19 protein-coding genes and 1 pseudogene are annotated in these 18,202 nt (G+C 44.1%); 6 read left to right on the forward strand and 14 right to left on the reverse strand.

Features of this window, described 5'->3' with window-relative positions; translation table 11 throughout:
• Window positions 1-12: 12 nt before the first annotated feature.
• Both ACHUET_RS00260 and ACHUET_RS00265 read right to left on the reverse strand, forming a co-directional pair.
• Window positions 13-951, reverse strand: a complete 939-nt coding sequence (locus ACHUET_RS00260) for an NmrA family NAD(P)-binding protein (RefSeq protein ID WP_394209713.1) — start codon at window positions 949-951, stop codon at window positions 13-15.
• Window positions 952-1,065: 114 nt separating this feature from the next.
• A complete protein-coding gene (locus tag ACHUET_RS00265; RefSeq protein WP_394209714.1) occupies window positions 1,066-1,707 on the reverse strand; it encodes a TetR/AcrR family transcriptional regulator in 642 nt (213 codons plus the stop codon).
• A gap of 250 nt (window positions 1,708-1,957) precedes the next feature.
• On the opposite strand from ACHUET_RS00265, the gene ACHUET_RS00270 reads away from it, so the two are divergent.
• Window positions 1,958-3,112: an epoxide hydrolase family protein gene (locus ACHUET_RS00270; RefSeq protein WP_394209716.1), complete on the forward strand. Its 1,155-nt coding sequence runs from the start codon at window positions 1,958-1,960 to the stop codon at window positions 3,110-3,112.
• Between the two features lie 166 nt (window positions 3,113-3,278).
• Here the strand turns inward: ACHUET_RS00270 and ACHUET_RS00275 are convergent, their stop codons facing one another.
• Window positions 3,279-3,887 carry a class I SAM-dependent methyltransferase gene (locus ACHUET_RS00275; RefSeq protein ID WP_394209718.1) on the reverse strand — a complete coding sequence of 203 codons (609 nt, stop codon included), beginning with the start codon at window positions 3,885-3,887 and terminating at the stop codon, window positions 3,279-3,281.
• A gap of 231 nt (window positions 3,888-4,118) precedes the next feature.
• Between ACHUET_RS00275 and ACHUET_RS00280 the strand changes: the two genes are divergently transcribed.
• Both ACHUET_RS00280 and ACHUET_RS00285 read left to right on the forward strand, forming a co-directional pair.
• Window positions 4,119-4,346, forward strand: coding sequence for a hypothetical protein (locus ACHUET_RS00280; protein ID WP_394209720.1), 228 nt, complete (start codon window positions 4,119-4,121; stop codon window positions 4,344-4,346).
• Between the two features lie 8 nt (window positions 4,347-4,354).
• Window positions 4,355-4,471, forward strand: a complete 117-nt coding sequence (locus ACHUET_RS00285) for a PH domain-containing protein (RefSeq protein WP_394209722.1) — start codon at window positions 4,355-4,357, stop codon at window positions 4,469-4,471.
• 94 nt (window positions 4,472-4,565) lie between these two features.
• On the opposite strand, the gene ACHUET_RS00290 is transcribed toward ACHUET_RS00285, so the two are convergent.
• From ACHUET_RS00290 to recN, 7 genes and pseudogenes are all read right to left on the reverse strand, one after another.
• Window positions 4,566-4,904: a DUF3817 domain-containing protein gene (locus ACHUET_RS00290; protein WP_394209724.1), complete on the reverse strand. Its 339-nt coding sequence runs from the start codon at window positions 4,902-4,904 to the stop codon at window positions 4,566-4,568.
• Between the two features lie 67 nt (window positions 4,905-4,971).
• Window positions 4,972-5,910, reverse strand: a complete 939-nt coding sequence (xerD, locus tag ACHUET_RS00295; RefSeq protein ID WP_394209726.1) for a site-specific tyrosine recombinase XerD — start codon at window positions 5,908-5,910, stop codon at window positions 4,972-4,974.
• A gap of 143 nt (window positions 5,911-6,053) precedes the next feature.
• Window positions 6,054-6,266: pseudogene (gene tusA, locus ACHUET_RS00300) on the reverse strand (sulfurtransferase TusA); the annotation flags it as partial.
• Between the two features lie 60 nt (window positions 6,267-6,326).
• The gene (locus tag ACHUET_RS00305) at window positions 6,327-6,827 is read right to left on the reverse strand and encodes a hypothetical protein (RefSeq protein WP_394209727.1); all 501 of its coding nucleotides are present in this window, start codon (window positions 6,825-6,827) and stop codon (window positions 6,327-6,329) included.
• Window positions 6,828-6,913: 86 nt separating this feature from the next.
• On the reverse strand, window positions 6,914-7,495 hold the full coding sequence (gene ruvX, locus ACHUET_RS00310) for a Holliday junction resolvase RuvX (protein WP_394209729.1): 582 nt from the start codon (window positions 7,493-7,495) through the stop codon (window positions 6,914-6,916).
• A 64-nt stretch (window positions 7,496-7,559) separates the two neighbouring features.
• Window positions 7,560-8,123: a YqgE/AlgH family protein gene (locus ACHUET_RS00315; RefSeq protein ID WP_058023618.1), complete on the reverse strand. Its 564-nt coding sequence runs from the start codon at window positions 8,121-8,123 to the stop codon at window positions 7,560-7,562.
• A 158-nt stretch (window positions 8,124-8,281) separates the two neighbouring features.
• Complete coding sequence (recN, locus tag ACHUET_RS00320) at window positions 8,282-9,961, reverse strand: DNA repair protein RecN (RefSeq protein WP_394209731.1); 1,680 nt, start codon at window positions 9,959-9,961, stop codon at window positions 8,282-8,284.
• A gap of 719 nt (window positions 9,962-10,680) precedes the next feature.
• Between recN and ppnP the strand changes: the two genes are divergently transcribed.
• Window positions 10,681-11,016 (forward strand): pyrimidine/purine nucleoside phosphorylase, encoded by a 336-nt coding sequence (ppnP, locus tag ACHUET_RS00325; RefSeq protein ID WP_058023616.1) that lies wholly within the window; start codon window positions 10,681-10,683, stop codon window positions 11,014-11,016.
• Window positions 11,017-11,262: 246 nt separating this feature from the next.
• Window positions 11,263-12,033: a 23S rRNA (guanosine(2251)-2'-O)-methyltransferase RlmB gene (gene rlmB / locus ACHUET_RS00330; protein ID WP_394209733.1), complete on the forward strand. Its 771-nt coding sequence runs from the start codon at window positions 11,263-11,265 to the stop codon at window positions 12,031-12,033.
• Here the strand turns inward: rlmB and coaE are convergent.
• The 4 genes from coaE to pilB form a co-directional block, all read right to left on the reverse strand.
• Entirely contained in the window at window positions 11,996-12,682 is a 687-nt protein-coding gene (gene coaE / locus ACHUET_RS00335; protein ID WP_394209735.1) for a dephospho-CoA kinase, read from the reverse strand. The genes rlmB and coaE overlap by 38 nt on opposite strands.
• A gap of 104 nt (window positions 12,683-12,786) precedes the next feature.
• On the reverse strand, window positions 12,787-13,689 hold the full coding sequence (locus tag ACHUET_RS00340) for a prepilin peptidase (RefSeq protein WP_394209737.1): 903 nt from the start codon (window positions 13,687-13,689) through the stop codon (window positions 12,787-12,789).
• A 7-nt stretch (window positions 13,690-13,696) separates the two neighbouring features.
• Window positions 13,697-14,920 (reverse strand): type II secretion system F family protein, encoded by a 1,224-nt coding sequence (locus ACHUET_RS00345; protein WP_394209739.1) that lies wholly within the window; start codon window positions 14,918-14,920, stop codon window positions 13,697-13,699.
• A 220-nt stretch (window positions 14,921-15,140) separates the two neighbouring features.
• The gene (gene pilB, locus ACHUET_RS00350; protein WP_394209741.1) at window positions 15,141-16,856 is read right to left on the reverse strand and encodes a type IV-A pilus assembly ATPase PilB; all 1,716 of its coding nucleotides are present in this window, start codon (window positions 16,854-16,856) and stop codon (window positions 15,141-15,143) included.
• Between the two features lie 388 nt (window positions 16,857-17,244).
• Here pilB and tpiA point away from each other — a divergent pair, with 388 nt between their 5' ends.
• Window positions 17,245-18,057, forward strand: coding sequence for a triose-phosphate isomerase (gene tpiA / locus ACHUET_RS00355; RefSeq protein ID WP_394209743.1), 813 nt, complete (start codon window positions 17,245-17,247; stop codon window positions 18,055-18,057).
• The last annotated feature ends 145 nt before the right edge of the window (window positions 18,058-18,202 follow it).

Below are 18,202 nucleotides of genomic sequence, written 5' to 3' on the forward strand. Positions count from 1 at the left end.
AGCGACTTACCATCAACGCTCGTCATCTTGATCCGAAGCAAGCACCGTTTGCGCACTTGTCCAAGCGTATTTGCCATAGCGTTCGTTATCAAGCGGCTCAAGTTGACCGCGTCCACTGAACATATCTCGAATATACTGCATACCTTGCCAAGCGGGAAACACGTCTGTTTTTTGCGTATCTAGTTTACGTGACAAGGTAATGAGTAGGCCCAGCCGTTTCATCCCACCTGCGCGTAGTGTCTTATAATGAGAGTCTGTCAAAGCTGACATAACGTTTGCGAGAGCGCTTGCGCTCACAGTATCCCCTGAAATCCTAAGAATCCGTGGAGCATCGTCATCCATAGCAGCCAGTGCGGTAAAATGAGCAGCATCGTCTCTGGTGGTAAAGTTCAGCGCTTGGTCAGGATTACCCCAATACAAAATCCGATTGAGTTTTTTGATGACGATAGGTGCTTGTCCTGTCAACAGATCGGCAAATGCGCCACACAATATCGAGGTTGCTTGAATGGGTGTGGTATCTAAGCGTTTCTTGAAGTCGCGCCTGATATCCATATTCCTATTTTGTCCTGCTATCGTTTTGGTAAAGTCTAGCGAAAAATCAGAAGGAATAAAGCGCGGTACACCTGCCTGAACAGCGGCATTTAACAACTTTCCTTGAGTATCAATCAGGACAGGTTCCAAACCATTAAGGGTCGATATCACACAGTGTACCCCTTCCAATACGGTAGTCAGTGCCCGCACATCATCAAAGTCAACGAGATGAACGTCGGCCCCTTTTTGTTTGATGAGATGGCAAATTTCAGAGGACGTCTCTTTACGAACAAGGGCGCGCACGCTTACCTCGCGTTGACATAAGGCTTCGATAACTCGTAGACCCAGATCGCCACTACCACCAGCAATCGCAAAAATCCGACGATCGGTGTTTATTAATGATGCAGTTTGTTTTTTCATAATAGAAACATCCAATAGCAGTTGCATGAAAAAGGGCGATGTTGACGGTTTTAATCAAAACATTGCTGAATAGACCATTGTTTCCGCTGATGTGGTTGAACCAAAAAACAGACGCTAATTAATTAAATCTAAGGCTTTTAAACATAATATTGCCTCGTCAATCCTCAGATTGAGCGAGCTTTCGGTATCACCAAGTAACCTCCTCATCAAATAAGGTATGAAAGCTGTGTCGATGAATTTTTCGGCAATGATCCGCGCATGATGATCGGCTTCATAATTTAGCGTTGGTTCAAGCGCTGCTGAAATCATGGCAACTGCCGCTTCACGACCAATATAATCTACCTCACGAATCAAAGTACCATGGCGCGGTGCCTCAGTGATATATAGACGCATTAATCCTAACGGTATTGGCTTAGTCGCTTTTTCAATCATTTTTTGGCCTACAAGGCGCAAGGTCTCCTCAGTAGACAGACCATTGGGCAAATCTGTGACTGATGGCATAGCAGAGGCAACATTCGATCGAATCATTGCCTCAAAAAGCTCAGACTTGCTGCTGTAGCGAGCGTACAAGGTAGGTTTACTCACCTTTGCTTTGCTTGCTATGGCTTCAAACGTTGTTCCATCTACGCCATTTTCAAGAAACAAAGCCGTTGCCGCTACCAAAATACGGGCGTCGATTTTGATCACTTCTGAAAGTAAAGGTCGGCCCCCTTTACGCTTCGGTGGTTTCTTTGCGCTTGTTATTCCACTACTCATCTTTTGGGTTCCACTAGAAATACAGTTATTTTAACTAAACGATTATGTTTAGATTAATTACAGCCAATTTTTATTCCGTAGCGATATTTTTTTTAAATAAACTGCTTTTACAGGCTAATAATAAGAATTTAATGCTATTAATAAAAAAAATTCTATTTATATTGTATATTAACTACACTTGAGCGTATAGTTAATTCTATACAGATCTGATGGTTTCTATTGTAGTTTGATATTTCATTAAGGAAAGACCATGCCAAATACTATTCAGCCTTTCGTTTTAGACATTCCTCAAGCTGACCTTGATGACTTAAAAGCACGCTTGTCTCGCACGCGTTGGCCAACCAAAAGTCCTGTTGAGGACGGTAGACAAGGACCGCCATTATTTGAAATACAGGCGCTGGTAGCGTATTGGTCTGAACAATATGATTGGCGACGTTGTGAGCGATTACTGAATGGCTGGGGGCAATATGTCACCGAGATAGATGGCATATCGATTCATTTTCTGCATATTCGTTCGCCACATAAAGAGGCGATGCCGCTATTGATGACGCATGGTTGGCCGGGTTCGGTGCTAGAGTTTCGCCATGTGATTGATCGCCTAGTCAATCCTACTGAACATGGTGGCACTGAGGAAGACGCCTTTCATTTAGTGATTCCTTCGTTGCCAGGCTTCGGCTTTTCGGGCAAACCTGAAGAGTCTGGCTGGAATCCAACGCGAGTGGCGATGGCATGGAAAGTTTTGATGCAGCGGTTAGGCTATGAGCGATGGTCGGCACAAGGTGGTGATTGGGGTGCGATGGTGACAATGATATTGGGTCAGATGGCCCCCAACGAGCTTGCGGGTATTCATCTTAATTTTGTACCGTTTCAGCCAACAGATGCAGAAGTGGCAAATGCTGATGCCAGTGAAACAGCCATGTTGGCAGACGCCAAACGTTACGATCAAGAATTTTCAGCCTATATGAAGCTACAATGTTCCAGACCGCAATCGATTGCCTTCTCGCTTGCTGATTCTCCTGTGGGACTTGCTGCATGGATTTATGCGCTTTTTCAAGATGTGTCAGATAGTGATGGCAATCTAGAACAGGTATTTTCTTTCGATGAGATGATAGATGACATCATGCTGTACTGGTTGCCCAATACAGGACCGAGCTCTGTGCGTTTTTATTGGGAGGCGGCGCAGGCGATGACTGACAATGATAGGGAACAGCAGAAGATGCAAACGCCAATGGGCATTTCTATGTTTAGCGGGGAGCAAGTGCGACTTTCACGGCGCTGGGCTGATGCGCGATTTGACAACATTGTCCATTTTGCTGAGCACGAAAAAGGCGGACACTTTGCCGCAATGGAGGCACCTGAAGCGTTCGTTGATGATTTGCGCGAGACGTTTCGATCGCTACGCTAATTTAAAAGCGTTCACTGAATTGAATTTGAAGTAGCAATACTGGTGGTTTGTGAAAGTAATGTCATACTTTTTATAGCAGGCGCTACTTTCACAAATACAGTATGTTTGAAAACTTTGCTTATAGTATCTGTCATTACTTGCAGCAATGTATCACCAAAGACATCTATTATTCTTTGGTCGCCATAGTAATCGTATACGTTTTGCCTTGTTTGATCTTTTCGCTATTGCCGAACACTTCGGTAAACGAGCGCTTCATAAACTGGCGCAAGCCATTGATCGTCACCACATAAAAACGCCCACCTTGACGCATGCGGGCATAAGCATCGAGGAAGTAGAGATAATGCTGTTCTTTGCCGACTTTGGCAGGCAAGTTCGACATCACAAGGCTAAAGTCTTTGTCCGCTGCCACATGATTAAAGCCATTTGATAAATGTACATCGACGTTTTTTAGACCATTTTTTTCGCAGTTACGGCGCGCATATTCTACCGCCATAAAGTCTTTATCAATCAGTGTATGCTGACCGTTCGGGCACTCGCGCGCCGCTGTCATACCAAGCACGCCGTAGCCACAGCCCAAGTCGATCGAATCATCATCGTTTTGGAAGTCTACATAATCAAGCAGCATCAAACTGCCATCATCGAGCTTTTGCGGTGAAAAAATACCCCACGTGGTCGCAAAATCAAACGGCTTACCCAGCACTTCTTGGCGAAAGTTAATGTCTTCGCGCCAGTGTTGGGCGTTTTTTAGCAGGTCAGCAGGTGGTCTATGGCTCATGGGATTCTCAAATAATAGATAGGTAGAAGGAGGTGCGTTGTCCAATTAGGACAATGCGCATCGTATGACGAGTATTGTAGCGAGAAAAGGGTAGGTTTGCAGCATCGTATTATGGGAATCATTATGGTTGCCAAATTTGGCATGTAGAAAATACATAGAAAAAAAGATATTGGCAAGATTAGGTGAGAGGCTTACACTCAACTTTAACCTGATAGTTCTGAAGTAGTATGTATGGCAGACATTATATTTGTATCTAAAGTCGACTTTTGGATCGCGTTGATTTTATGGGTCGGTAGTTTATCACTTATCCTCATTCCATTATGGGAATGGCGCTGGGGCAAAAGCGATTCACGTATGCGAAACATACTGCTAATGGTTATTCTACTACCTTTTGCAGCACTGATGCTTATGCCTTTTTTTGGTACTAAATACACCTTAACGATAGCCAATTGTACGTAGATAGTGGTTTGTCCACTCAAACCATTGAGCTGGCAGATATCAATCATATTACACCAACTCGAAGCATGACATCTGCGCCAGCGCTATCATTGGATAGACTCAAAATAGAATATCGGAACAAATAAGTATTGATATCGCCAAAAGACAAGCTGCGCTTTTATCAAGAGATACAGGCACGTAATCCTAAAATAGTGATAGAGAAAAAATATAATTTCTAAACTACTTACTCAACCGTTTCTTTAACACATGATCAAACACAAACGGCCCAAAGGGCAAAAATGAACCAAGTACGCCAGCAGGCAACGCCCACAGCGGCATTTTAATTTTATGCGCCGTGATAAAGAGTACGACGATATAGGCGATGAACAACACCCCATGCACTGGGCCGACATAGCTCACCATTTCAGGCATATCCATCATATATTTGAGTGGCATAGCGATACCTAAGAGCAGCAAAAAAGACGTGCCTTCCAAATAACCCATGATGGTCAGTTTTTTCAGCGCAAATTCTTGCGCTTTGGTGAGAGTGGGTTTGGAAGATGGCTGAGCTTGCGACACGGTGTACTCCTCTGACGATCATGAATCAATATTTAATGACAATTCTACTCACCAAGCTACCCAAAAGCTATCCACGCGGATGATGCGCTGCATGTAACTGCTGCAATCTTGCCGTCGCTACATGGGTATAAATCTGTGTGGTAGACAAATCACTGTGCCCAAGCAATAATTGCACACTTCGCAGGTCGGCACCATGATTGAGCAGATGGGTGGCAAAGGCGTGACGTAAGGTATGAGGTGATAGTTCCTTATCAATACTAGCAATTTGAGCGTATTTCTTAAGCAGATACCAAAAATTCTGCCGCGTCATATAACCACCTTGCGCGGTCAAAAACACTGCTTGGCAGTTGCCAGATTTTAGATGGGCAATTAGATCGCCGCGCCCATGCGACAAGTAGTCTTCTAGTGCATCGCTGGCATATTCACCAAGTGGCACCAGTCGGGTTTTATTGCCTTTACCTGTGATTTGTAGCCAGCCAGAGTTTAGATTGACTTGCTCAAGTGACAGATTAATCAGCTCACTGACGCGCAAACCGCAGGCATAGAGCACTTCTAGCATCGCTTTGTCACGCAGTCCAAGCGCCGTACTGGTATCAGGTGCGGCAAGGAGATTATCAACATCAGCCTCGGTTAAATCCTTTGGTAACGGACGACCGAGTTTTGGGCTTTTGATACGCTCGCAGGGATTATCCTCGCGCAGATTGCTCGCAATCATCCATAAGTAGAACTGACGCAGGCTTGAGAGCATACGCGCTTGCGTGCGCGGGGTTTTATTATCTTGAGCGAGTATTGAGAGACAGTGCAGCACATCATCAGGCTGCCAGCGGGTTAGGGCGATAGGGTTGGTCAACTCGCAAGAGCGCAAGTCTCGCACATAAGCATTGCGCGTGCGCGTTGCCAGACCACGTGCTAGCATGGCTTGACGAAACTCAGTCATATAAGACGGCTCATCATCGACTGCCAGCGCTTTGGGTTGCCTTTGCTGTACAGCGCGGTCACGGCTCATAGGATGCTCGGATATAGGTCAGATATAAATTAACCACTTTTTTTCTTCACCACATAACGATAGAGCGTCACGCTTGCTGGCGTGGTGTCATCACTATCAACAGTGATTTCATCGGGGTCAGCATCTAGGTTGACATTTTCAGCCAGCGTCTCTTGACCGATTAGCTCGTGACCCAGATGACGACAGAAATTCGGAATATCGCGGGTGGTAGCAGGATCGGTGGCTAATATCTCAATCACCTCACCGCTATCTGCTTTGCGGATGACTCGGTGCAGCATCATCACAGGTTCAGGGCAGATCAGCCCTTGCGTATCTAAGTGATGGTCGATGGCAGTATCTGGTTTGGAAGTGGTCATAGTCATTGTCATAAAGCTAAATAAATGGGTTTAAGAATGGATCGTTTGTTTGATTACTTATCACGGTGTGATTGTTGGATCGTCTACTGTTTCTGTCTCTTCGTCAGTATTCGCCACGTCTAAAAAGTTAAAAAAACGCTTAAAAGTGACTTTAAATAAAAATGCCACCCCAAGCCAACAGGATAATCCCAGCCATGCGGTATCGGCAAATAGTAATCCACCAACCAATATAATGGTCGATACGCCAATACTCGTTGCAATCATGGACGGCTGGTTTAAGCGATAACGATAGATCACTAAGGCATCATAAAGCGTAATGGGAATCGTCAGCGCAACCAAGGCGTAGGGAAGGTTATAAAACAGTTGATACAGCAGCTGATTGTCATGGAACATCTTGATACTGGCAATAGTACCAAATACTATAAAGGCGAGAATGGCAGCATAAATGAGATAGATCGCTATCTGATTTGCACGCTGCGCGCCTCTAATACGAGCGATAGCAAGCGGGGCAAAACCATGTTGCGACTTAGTATGCAAATCTTGGTCTAGGGCAGTGGTCATAGTAATCAGTCATTTATCTGTGAATAGGTACGATGTAGCAAAATGGTGCGACAGAGACAACAGTGTCTCCTACCTATTTTGCCTAATTAGTCTGCTTTGACCGCATCAATAGCGATACTACTATTTGGATCCGCAAAGTAGGTCGACATCAGGATACAAGCAGAGATATCATCAATCGGATCACGTTCATGCTTGATCCAGCCGTTTTCCCAGGCGATCTCTCTTGCTTCGATAGAGGTTAAGCGCTCATCACATAATGATACGGTTACTGGCAAGTGCTGTTCCATGACTCTATGCGCTAGACGCCGCGCGAATTTATGTGCGCGTTTTGAAAGCATGGAGCTACTGCCATCCATATTAAGTGGCAATCCGACTACTACCTGTGCCACCCCCCAAACCTTGATGATACCGATAAGGTTGTCCCAGTCTGGCTGACCATTATTCATCGCTAAGATATCAAAAGCGCGTGCGGTTTGGGTCAAGCTATTACCGAGCGCCATGCCCATTTTTTTGACGCCATAATCTAGCGCCAAAATAAGATGCGGCTTTATTTCTGGCTCAGAGTCGCTAAGACCATTGATGTTAGACTCATTACTGTTAAGGCCATTTATATCAAGATCATGATCTGTAGCTTCTGTGCTATCCACCATAAAAGTACTATCCACCATAGTGACGGCTATCCTTTATTTTTTTATCTGTATTCATAGAGCACAATTCATAGAGCGTATACTATTAAGCATGACCGATGTCACTGCTAAGATAGTCAAAGTTGACGCCGATTTTGTCAGCGGCGATTTGCCAGCGCTCTTCGAACGGCGTATCAAACAATAAAGTCAGATCGGCAGGGCAAACGAGCCAATCACCATTACCCAGTTCTTGGTCTAACTGTTTTTTGCCCCAGCTGGCATGACCCAAGCACAGTTGATAGTGACCGACGCCTTGACCTGCCGCGATACGCTTTAGAATATCTTGGCTGGTGGTGATGCAGACATTCTCTGAAATCGCAAAAGAAGACGCCCATTCAGGCTGACCAGTATGCAGCACAAAGCCCACCTCAGGATACATAGGGCCACCTTCTAAAGCCACATCTTCCATCACTTGCGGATCGGTCACCTCAATATCCAAATCTTCTAGCAGTTTACCCACTCGCGCCTGCTCTAACGGACGATTGACCATTAGACCTAGTGCACCGTGATTATCATGGCGACAAATATAAATGAGTGCCTGTTCAAACCTTGGGTCTGACAGCTCTGGTGCCGCAATTAAGAAATGATGGGTCAAATTGGTTTTAGACATAGAAACAAACGCAACCGAATAATAAGGGTGAGAGACCACTATATGGTGATAACCAATAGAAAAGCAAGATTCACGCCAACTGCTATTGATAGCCACAAAGATTTAACAAGTACTTTTTTTGATTAATAGTGCTGGATGATTTAACGACAATTAATATGTTATTTGACATCAGATAGCAAGCTACGAGCATGATCGCGAGTCACGTCAGTGATCGTAACGCCACCAGACATACGCGCCAGCTCATCTACCTGCGCGCTGTTGGTCAGGATGATCAGCTCACTTTCGGTCTGTTCTTGATGATGCTTTTGTACCAAGATATGCTGGTGCGCTTGCGCCGCGACTTGTGCTTGGTGAGTGATCGCGAGCAATTGCTGCGTTTGCCCAAGCGCGCGTAGTAGCTCGCCGACCACCTGCGCCGTACCGCCACTGATACCGACATCGACTTCATCGAATACCAAAATAGGCTTGGCAGCATTGTTATCAGCGTTGGTTGCTTGCAAGACTTGCATGACCAGCGCCATTCGCGACAGCTCGCCACCTGAGGCGATTTTATGTAGTGGCTGCATGGGCATACCGACATTGGCACTGAACAATAAATCAATATCGTAGCATCCGTGTACATTGTACTGGCTAGGTTCTGTCTTTTTGGTAAAAACAAACTCGCAGCGCGCATTGGGCAACGCAAGCGGTTGTAGTTGCTCAATAAGCTGTTTGCTAATGATTGGTGCCGCTTTTGTACGCTCTTGATTTAGCTGGGTGGCCAGTGCTAGATAGTCTTGCCAAGCTTGCTCAATTTGCGCGGCCATCGCATCACTGCTTGGCTCGTTTTCTAGCTGCTCTAATTGCTCTTGCCACGCTTTTGCTTCATCAATCAAATCGCTCGCTGGCAAGTTGTGCTTACGTGATAAGCGATGACCCAAACTGATGAGGTTGTCTAATGCTTGTAAGCGCTCAGGGTCAGGTAGCTGCTGCTCGGCATAATCTGACAGTAGCGCCGTTACCTCGGTGATTTGTTGCTGCGCCAAATGCAGCTGTTCAGAGGCTTGCTCAAAGGTTTGGCTGACACCAACTTGATGATCGCAAAGCTTGATTGCTTGCCCGAGCAAGGTCATCACATCTGGCTCATCAGTATCGTTGTCGAGCAGATGCAAGCCATGGCTGGCCTCTTGCATTAAGGCTTCAATATTAGAGAGCTCCTCGTGCTCAGATTCAACTTCTGCATAGTCCACAGCCAATAGAGGGGTGATGTCTGCCAGTTGGCTTTGTAAAAGTTGAATACGATCTTGACGCTGAGCCTCGCGACTTGCAATATCATCAGCGCGACGCTTTAGCTGCTGATACTGCTGATAGCTACTGGCTGTCTGACGCGCGAGTGGCGTTATTTGTGCCATCTCATCGAGCCAATTCACCACAAACTGCGGCTTGAGTAAGGCTTGCTGAGCATGTTGGCTATGAATATTGACCAGTAATGCGCCCAAACTTTTTAGCTCAGCCAAACTGGCGGGCGAACCATTCAACCATGCTTTTGAGCGACCAGTGTTGCTCAGCTGCCGCCGAATAAGTACTTCAGGCTCGTCTAGCGCCCGATCGTTTTTGGCAAACCATTCGGCAATGACGCTGTTATTCTCTACATCAAACTGAGCATAAATGTCTGCATTGTCTGCGCCATGTCTGACCATCGCGCTGTCTGCGCGTGCGCCGACACACAAGGATAGTGCATCTAGCAATAACGACTTGCCAGCCCCTGTTTCACCAGTGATGACATTGAAGCCTTCAGCGACACTCAGCTCATGCTGAGCGATCAACGCAAACTGATGTAAAGTTAATGATACTAGCATCAACGCCTCTCATGACAGACAATGAACTTCGTATAAATCTCAAGAAGCCATCTATAAAATAAGGTAAATAAAGAAATGAATTTATCTATTTAACGACACTAAATAGATAAATATTGTAGGCAAACAGTATGGTGCTAAATGTGCTTAAATACAAACATTAAGGGAGTGTATAATCGAATTTTTGATTGGAAGATTACCACAAAATTATCAAAAACTGGTAATGAGTAATCGCTGTAATATCAATCATTAAGAGGGTTGATTATAGCAAAATGATGCCTATATACTAAGCGTGATCTCGGACAAAATTCATAAAAATAGACCCAGTATAATGATGCGTTAATGGCACAAAAGCAGATAAATAAGTCCATTTGAGCTTAGCATTAAACAGTATTTTCCTAGTCGCTTTAACAAACTTTATAGAGATAATGTGGTAGCATAATCTCACATAATGATAAACTCTTCTTGTTATATTGATGAAATACGGTGCATGACAACGAGTCATGATTTTGTAAAATTACAGGCGTATAGTGAGAAGAGTATGCCAATCAGTCATTATTCCAAAGCGTTTTCATAGAACCTGTGGCTACTCTTAGCACGCAGATATCTAGTAGAGAAGGATACCGTACTTAGTGCAGAGAGGTGTGTCGATGACGCAGCTCTAGCGGTAACCAGTTACTTATTTTTTAGTTTTACCATAATTATTTGATAAGGAAGCCACTATGACAGCGGCGCAATTTACTAACGTAACAGTTAATGCCCAAGCGACAGTATCTTATGATGGTCGCTGTTCCAGCCATACCATTATGTTTGAAGACGGTCGTCACAAAACCTTGGGCGTGATCTTACCTTGTGATAACTTGGTTGAGCATTATCACTTTAGCACCAATACATCCGAGCGTATTGAAATCACTGGCGGCGAGTGTGAAGTGAAAATTAATGGTGATGACGAGTTTAGCTACTACCGTGCTGGTCAATCGTTTGTTGTCGAAGGCAATAGCGGTTTCAATCTACGTACCGAAGAAATTGTTCAGTATGTCTGCCATTTAGAAGGTTGATATTGGCAACAATGCGATTAAGTTGACATTGGGTACAGTTAAGCTAGTATCATTATTGAACAGCTAACGCCATCAAATCTTAATGACCAAACAATAAACAATATCAGGTTGATATTGTTTATTTCTGTTTTTAGTGCTGACTTAATCGCTCCCTCATTGGCAACGAGTTGCAGTGCTCAACGTCGATAATATTCTTCTTATTCCATCGCTTAGCGCGATATCCACCTGATATTTAATAGGCCTATTATGGCAAAACCCATTTATTTTTACGGCATTCATGCCATTGATGCGTTACTTAAACACCGCCCTTTGGATGGTCTTAGCTTGTTTGTGCAACAGGGACGCGAAAGTGACAGTCATGTACAAGCGATTATGGCTGAGGCGGAAGCCAATGGCATTAGCATCCAGCCGACCCAAAAAGATAAGCTGACACAGCTATGTGGTAGCCCGCAGCATCAAGGCGTGGTACTCAATGCTCGTCCGCTAGGTTTTGCTGATGAAGGTCTGCTTGATACCATTATTGGTCGCGAACAGTGCTTATTGCTAGTGTTAGATCAAATCACAGACGCGCATAACTTTGGCGCTTGCTTACGTACAGCCGTAGCAATGGGTGTGGATGCCGTGGTTTGTCCGAAGCACCATGCAGCAAGCCTGACGCCCACAGTCGCTAAAGTATCGGTTGGTGCCTCAGAAATGATGCCAATTATTAGTGTCACCAATTTGGCACGTACACTTTCACAAATCAAAAACGCAGGAGTATTTGTGTTTGGTACGGCGCTCAATGCCGATGCGAAGCCTATCCACGCCGCTGATCTGACTGGTAAAACCGCCATCATCATGGGGTCAGAAGGAGAGGGGATGCGCCGCCTAACAATGGAGAGCTGCGATGAGCTGGTCTATATTCCGATGTCAGGGAACGAGCACGGTAATCTACAAAGCTTAAACGTAAGCGTCGCTACTGGTATGGCTCTATACGAGGTTAATCGCCAGCGAACTTTAGCTGCTGGGCAAGCGTAAGGTACTCTTGGTGTAGGGGTTCTAGCTGTAAGTATAGAGAGGCAAGGTCGCTCTCGTTGAGTATGACATCGTCTGCATGACGATTGCGCTCTTCACGACTGAGCTGGTTGGTCATAATGGCTTTGATTTTCTGTATGCTTTGATCATCACGCTGACTGGCACGCGCAAGTTGCGTGTCTTCGGTAGCATCCATCACAAGGATACGTTGACACAAATTGGCAAGACCTGCTTCAGCTCCCTCAATGAGTAGAGGTGCGGACAATACCACATAAGGTGAGGTACTAGACTCTAACTGTGCTTTCGCTGTCTCACGTATCGCTGGATGCGTGATCGCCTCAAGCTCAATAAGCGCTTCAGGGTTTGCAAATACATGCGAGCGTACAGCGGCTCTATCCATTGACCCATCACCACTTAATACCCAATCACCGAATCTTTTTTGGATTTTGCGCAGAGTGTCGCTGCCTTTAGTAACGATCTCATGAGAGATCACATCGGCATCGATAATATCGATCCCTTGCTCAGCAAACCAAGCACTAGCAGCGGATTTGCCACTACCGATCCCGCCCGTTAAACCAACGACGAGCGTCTTGTTTTTTATCTGTAGATTTTGTGGTTGACGTAAATAAAATTGTGCGGCTTTATTTGACATAACGATGGCTTATTTGACAGAGGTAGTAAAAGCAGTGACTAATGAAGAAATTGCTTATCAATAATTGTGCCTATAGATTAGGGTAAAAAACTTACTATCAAGACTTAGTAAGTATACATACCGAGATACCAGCTGACGATATCTGAGCCGTATAACAAAGCAACAATGCCCGCGATAGCAATGTAAGGACCAAAAGCAAAAGGCCTGCTCTCACCTTGCTTTTTCATCAAAATTATCCCGATGATTGACCCAAGTAAGGATGATAATAAAATAATGAGTGGCAACATCATGGGTCCGAGCCAAGCACCTAATACTGCTAATAATTTAAAATCACCTTGACCCATCCCATGTTTCTTAGTGATTAAGTAGAATACTTTGACGACGATCCACAGGGATAAAAATCCAAAGAGTAGTCCCCATATCGACTGCGTTGGCGAGACAAACCAGCCTTGTGAGTTGACCGCCAATCCTAGACCTGCTAGTGGAAAAGTCAGGCGATCGGGTAATAGCTGCGTATCAAAATCAATACCTGTTAGAGCCACTAGTGTCCACACTAGGACGAGCGCTGACAATCCAGTTGCATTGACGCCGAATTTGTAGATCACGAGCACCGATAGTAAGGCGGTTACTAGCTCAACTACAGGATAACGCAGACCAATAGCAGCTTTGCAGTTTGAACAGCGCCCTCTTAGTGCCAGCCAGCTGATTAAGGGTATGTTTTCATACCATCTGATCTTATGAGCGCAATGGGGGCAGCGTGAGGCAGGTCGACTCAAAGTAATGGGTTGGTCAGCAGCTACGATATTCGCTATGGGTAGCGTATGCTCGCGTGGCATATCTGCCTGTTCAATCATAAATTGGCTACATTCTTGTCGCCAACCATAAATCATCATAAGCGGTATACGATGAATCACAACATTTAAAAAACTGCCAATACAAAGACCTAATAAACCAAATATGACCAAAGCTAAAGTTATATTTTCTTGTAGTAACGTTATAAATTGCATTAAATCATTATCCTACGACTGAGCCCATTTGGAAGATTGGTAAGTACATGGCAATGACCAGACCACCGACCAATACACCCAGTACAGCCATAATGAGTGGTTCCATTAAGCTGGTTAAACCATCAACGGCGTTGTCGACCTCATTCTCATAATAGACAGCGACTTTATCTAGCATTTCCTCTAAGCTACCAGACTCTTCACCGATACCTACCATTTGAATGACTAGACTCGGGAATAAGTTAGTTGAACGTATAGAGAACTGTAGTTGCTGACCAGTAGAGACATCATTTTTGATCTGCTGAGTGGCGTTATAAAATACGACATTGTTGGTCGCACCAGCAGTAGAATCTAGCGCATCAATGAGGGGAACACCAGCGGCAAAAGTGGTAGATAATGTACGAGCAAAACGTGCAATAATTGCTTGGTAAGCGATGTTGCCAAAAATTGGTGCTTTTAATATCGCGCGGTCTAAAAAGTCACGGAATTTTTTTGAGCGTTTTTTGGCTTCTGAAAATCCGATAATAGCTCCACCAATTAAAATAATTAAAATAAACCACCAAGACTGCATCCACTCAGACATATTAACCACCATTTGGGTAAAGGCAGGCAGCTCTGCACCAAATGAACTAAATAAGTCCGAGAACACAGGCACTACTTTTATTAATAGAATCATGGTAACAATAATAGCCACCACGATAACAGCAATGGGATATTTCATTGCTTTTTTAATCTTTGCTTTTAGTAGTTCGCTTTTTTCTTTATAAGTCGCTACGCGCTCAAGCATGGTCTCTAGTGCACCAGATTGTTCGCCAGATTCGACAAGTGAGCAGAATAGATCATCAAAGTAACGAGGATGTTTACGTAGGGCGGAAGCAAAGGTGCCACCTGCTTCGATATCGGCTTTGATTTGTAGCACCAAGTCTTTCATACTCGGATTATCAAGCGAATCTGCTACAATTTCAAAGGACTGAGTCAGCGGTACACCTGCTTTCATCATTGTTGCTAACTGCCGAGCAAAAATCGCAATATCAATGGCTTTAATTGATTTTTTGAAGGTATAGAGCGGTTTTGGTTTCTTTTTAATACCTTTAACCGTGATCCCTTGCTTGCGCAAAGTTGCTTTGGCTAACTCTAAGCTACGACTAGTGGTTTCACCTTTCACCTTTTGCCCGCGTCGGTTTACGCCATCATAGACAAAGTCCAACAGCATGTCAGTCTTAGCTTTTGCCATATTACTACCCTCGAAATTGTCTAATATAGATATTGCAAACATAAAGCAGAATACCAGACAAAATCGTTGGCTGGCATACTTTATTTTAGCGCAAAAAACCAGTGTCTATCTGTTTTATTTTTAGATATATCTATTAGATAGTATTTCTAATTTTGAAGTCTTCAGAAAGCAAAATACTAGAAGATTAATAGTTTATTATACGGCTTAATATTTATGCGACTTATTCAGAAGTAACGCGCATCATTTCTTGAATACTGGTGACACCTTGCAGAACTTTTAAAACCCCAGAACGGCGCAGATCTCGAAAACCGTTTTTGAGCGCCGCATCTTTGATATCTATGGCATTGCCATCTTCCATAATGATACGTGAGATGTCGGGGCTGACCTTCATCACCTCATAAATACCCACACGACCTTTGTAACCTTCACGGCATTCATTGCAGCCTACTGGCTCATAAATCACATTGTCTGAATTGTCCAAGTCTGTATCAGTAAAGCCTATCTCTAGTAGGCTTTGCCGTGGAAGATTAATCGGTTTCTTACAGTTTTTGCATAACCGCCGCGCCAAACGTTGGGCAATGACTAGGTTGACTGACGTTGCAATGTTAAAAGAAGCCACACCCATATTACGCAAACGCGTCAACGTCTCGGGTGCTGAGTTGGTATGTAGGGTTGAGAGTACCATGTGTCCTGTTTGTGCCGCTTTAATAGCGATCTCTGCAGTCTCCAAGTCACGAATCTCACCAACCATGACAATATCAGGATCTTGACGCAAAAAAGATTTGAGCGCATTAGCAAAGGTTAGGCCGACCTTAGCGTTGACATTGACTTGATTGATACCCTCAAGGTTAATCTCCACAGGGTCTTCAGCTGTTGAGATGTTGGTGGCACCAGTGTTTAAAATATTGATACCCGTATAAAGAGAGACTGTCTTACCAGAACCAGTGGGGCCAGTAATCAGCAGCATGCCTTGTGGTTTGTGTAAGGCTTCTAAAAACATCTCCTGTTGATCGGGTTCATACCCTAGCGCATCAATACCGAGCATGGCTGATGAAGGATCTAGGATACGTAAAACAATTTTTTCACCGAATAAGGTCGGTAACGAGTTTACCCGGAAGTCGATCGCCTTAGTTTTAGAGATTTTGAGCTTGATACGTCCATCTTGCGGCACCCTGCGTTCCGAGATATCCATCTGTGACATGACTTTTAATCGAGCTGCGATTTTGTTGGCCAGTTGGACTGGCGGATTGGCTATCTTTTCCATCACGCCATCAACACGAAAACGTACTCGGAAAGATTTTTCGTAAGGTTCAAAATGCAGATCAGAGGCGCCCATGCGAATGGCATCGACCAGCATTTTATTGACGAATTTTACAACAGGTGCCTCATCGACCCCATCGCTAAGCTTTGTTTCACCGTCATCGTTACCTTCATCACCATCTTCAAAGTCAACGTTTAAGTCACTGTTGGAGAAGCTATCAAAGCTTTGCATCGTATCAGCGTAAACGCTTTCGATACGCTTTTTTAGCTTGTTTTCTTCAACAACAATCGTTTCAATAGACAAGCGAGAATTAAAGGCAATGGCATCAATAGCATCGACACGAGTTGGATCACTTAGCGCTACAAATAAGCGTTGTCCGCGTTTAAATAGTGGCAATGCATTAAACTTACGAACAATTTTTTCATCGACTAAGTCCTTTGGAATGACATCAGTGCTGAGTGCATCGAGATCGAATAAGGGATCGCCAAAGGCTTGTGATAACATTTGAGCAAGGTGATAAGAATCAGCCAGTTTATTGTCTACAAGGTACGGCACTAGCCCTATTTGCTGCTGCTGCGACTCAATCTGTGCCGTTTTCATATTTGCTTCGCTAACGACACCATCACTGATGAGCTGCTGCGCCAGACCACCATATTTACTGGTTGTAATAGACATTATGACCTCTCCTTGATAAAGGGTTTTCACACCGCTTTAGAATACAAACTACTATATATGTTTCAATATATTTGCGGTAATCGATACGTATTTTGATTCAGCAAGTTATTTTTACTTCTTTCGTAATAACTTATAAAGCGTTTAATAATATTTAATTTCTGTTAAACACAATATACAACTTTACTTGATTTTAGTTTAAAGACTTTCTACAAACGATTAAACAATCAATACATCAAAATCTCTGCTTTTAGCTGTCATTCTTGAACATAGGTATTGAAAAGCACCGCTGCTTCTGGCGGTACACTACTATAGCACTTACGAATTATTTGTTATACTGGCGCGCATATGAGCCGAATTGGCGCGAATACATGAGACAAGGTAAATAAGTATGCAAGCTTGGGTGATCGGTAATTGGAAACAGAATCCAGCAACTAGCCATGATGTTGATGCGCTGTTAGATGACCTGCTGACTAAGGTTGATGCTAAAAATCAAGCTAAAACGCCAACCTCTAGTAGTCAATGCAAATTGATGGTAGCACCAAGCTGTATTCATTTGGCCGCAGTCAGTGCACGCTTAGCAAATAGTTCAATAGTCAGTGCCGCTCAAGACGTGAGCGCTCATAGTGCAAGCACAGGCGCTTACACGGGAGACTGCTCAGCACAGCAAGTCGCAGATACAGGAGCCACTTGGACAATACTTGGTCACTCTGAGCGTCGCCAGTATCATAAAGAATCTCATGATTGTCTAATAAATAAACTGTCTCATGCGTTTTCTCAGAATCTTGGCGTGGTGTTCTGTATCGGCGAAACGCAAGAACAGTATGATAATGGCCAAACACTTGACGTTATCAATGAACAACTCTCAGTGATTAAAGATATGCTTGTTCAGCAACCAGATTTAGCAGCATCGTTATCTGAAAAGCTACTCGTCGCTTACGAACCTGTCTGGGCAATTGGTACTGGCAAAGTGCCGACTGTGGCAGAAGTGAGTAAGACTCATCAGCATATCAAGCAAACCGTTGCGGGATTTGCTGACATAGCAGATACGATTACCGTACTGTATGGCGGTAGTGTCAATGCTGGTAATGCCGATAGCTTTGCTTCTGACGCTATGATTGATGGTGCTTTGGTTGGCGGCGCCTCATTAAAAGCAGATAGCTTCTTAGCGATCGCTGATGCTTTTGGTCAAGTGAATGCTTAATCGAATAAATAACGCTCAGATATCAGTATCATAGCTGATAGGCAGTATGGTTTTACCAGTTGGTAAAAGTAGGTTTAACAGTACCCTTGCAATCGTGTACAATGCGCCTTATTTATATAATCGATTTGGCATCATGAGATGCTAG

The sequence above is a fragment of the Psychrobacter piscatorii genome, from assembly GCF_043641605.1.
Lineage (GTDB): Bacteria > Pseudomonadota > Gammaproteobacteria > Pseudomonadales > Moraxellaceae > Psychrobacter > Psychrobacter piscatorii_C.

Coding starts and splice junctions, on each gene's coding strand:
- ACHUET_RS00260 (WP_394209713.1), bottom strand. CDS start 951: ATGAAAAAACAAACTGCATCATTAATAAACACCGATCGTCGGATTTTT.
- ACHUET_RS00265 (WP_394209714.1), bottom strand. CDS start 1,707: ATGAGTAGTGGAATAACAAGCGCAAAGAAACCACCGAAGCGTAAAGGG.
- ACHUET_RS00270 (WP_394209716.1), top strand. CDS start 1,958: ATGCCAAATACTATTCAGCCTTTCGTTTTAGACATTCCTCAAGCTGAC.
- ACHUET_RS00275 (WP_394209718.1), bottom strand. CDS start 3,887: ATGAGCCATAGACCACCTGCTGACCTGCTAAAAAACGCCCAACACTGG.
- ACHUET_RS00280 (WP_394209720.1), top strand. CDS start 4,119: ATGGCAGACATTATATTTGTATCTAAAGTCGACTTTTGGATCGCGTTG.
- xerD (WP_394209726.1), bottom strand. CDS start 5,910: ATGAGCCGTGACCGCGCTGTACAGCAAAGGCAACCCAAAGCGCTGGCA.
- ACHUET_RS00305 (WP_394209727.1), bottom strand. CDS start 6,827: ATGACCACTGCCCTAGACCAAGATTTGCATACTAAGTCGCAACATGGT.
- ruvX (WP_394209729.1), bottom strand. CDS start 7,495: ATGGTGGATAGTACTTTTATGGTGGATAGCACAGAAGCTACAGATCAT.
- ACHUET_RS00315 (WP_058023618.1), bottom strand. CDS start 8,123: ATGTCTAAAACCAATTTGACCCATCATTTCTTAATTGCGGCACCAGAG.
- recN (WP_394209731.1), bottom strand. CDS start 9,961: ATGCTAGTATCATTAACTTTACATCAGTTTGCGTTGATCGCTCAGCAT.
- ppnP (WP_058023616.1), top strand. CDS start 10,681: ATGACAGCGGCGCAATTTACTAACGTAACAGTTAATGCCCAAGCGACA.
- rlmB (WP_394209733.1), top strand. CDS start 11,263: ATGGCAAAACCCATTTATTTTTACGGCATTCATGCCATTGATGCGTTA.
- coaE (WP_394209735.1), bottom strand. CDS start 12,682: ATGTCAAATAAAGCCGCACAATTTTATTTACGTCAACCACAAAATCTA.
- ACHUET_RS00340 (WP_394209737.1), bottom strand. CDS start 13,689: ATGCAATTTATAACGTTACTACAAGAAAATATAACTTTAGCTTTGGTC.
- ACHUET_RS00345 (WP_394209739.1), bottom strand. CDS start 14,920: ATGGCAAAAGCTAAGACTGACATGCTGTTGGACTTTGTCTATGATGGC.
- pilB (WP_394209741.1), bottom strand. CDS start 16,856: ATGTCTATTACAACCAGTAAATATGGTGGTCTGGCGCAGCAGCTCATC.
- tpiA (WP_394209743.1), top strand. CDS start 17,245: ATGCAAGCTTGGGTGATCGGTAATTGGAAACAGAATCCAGCAACTAGC.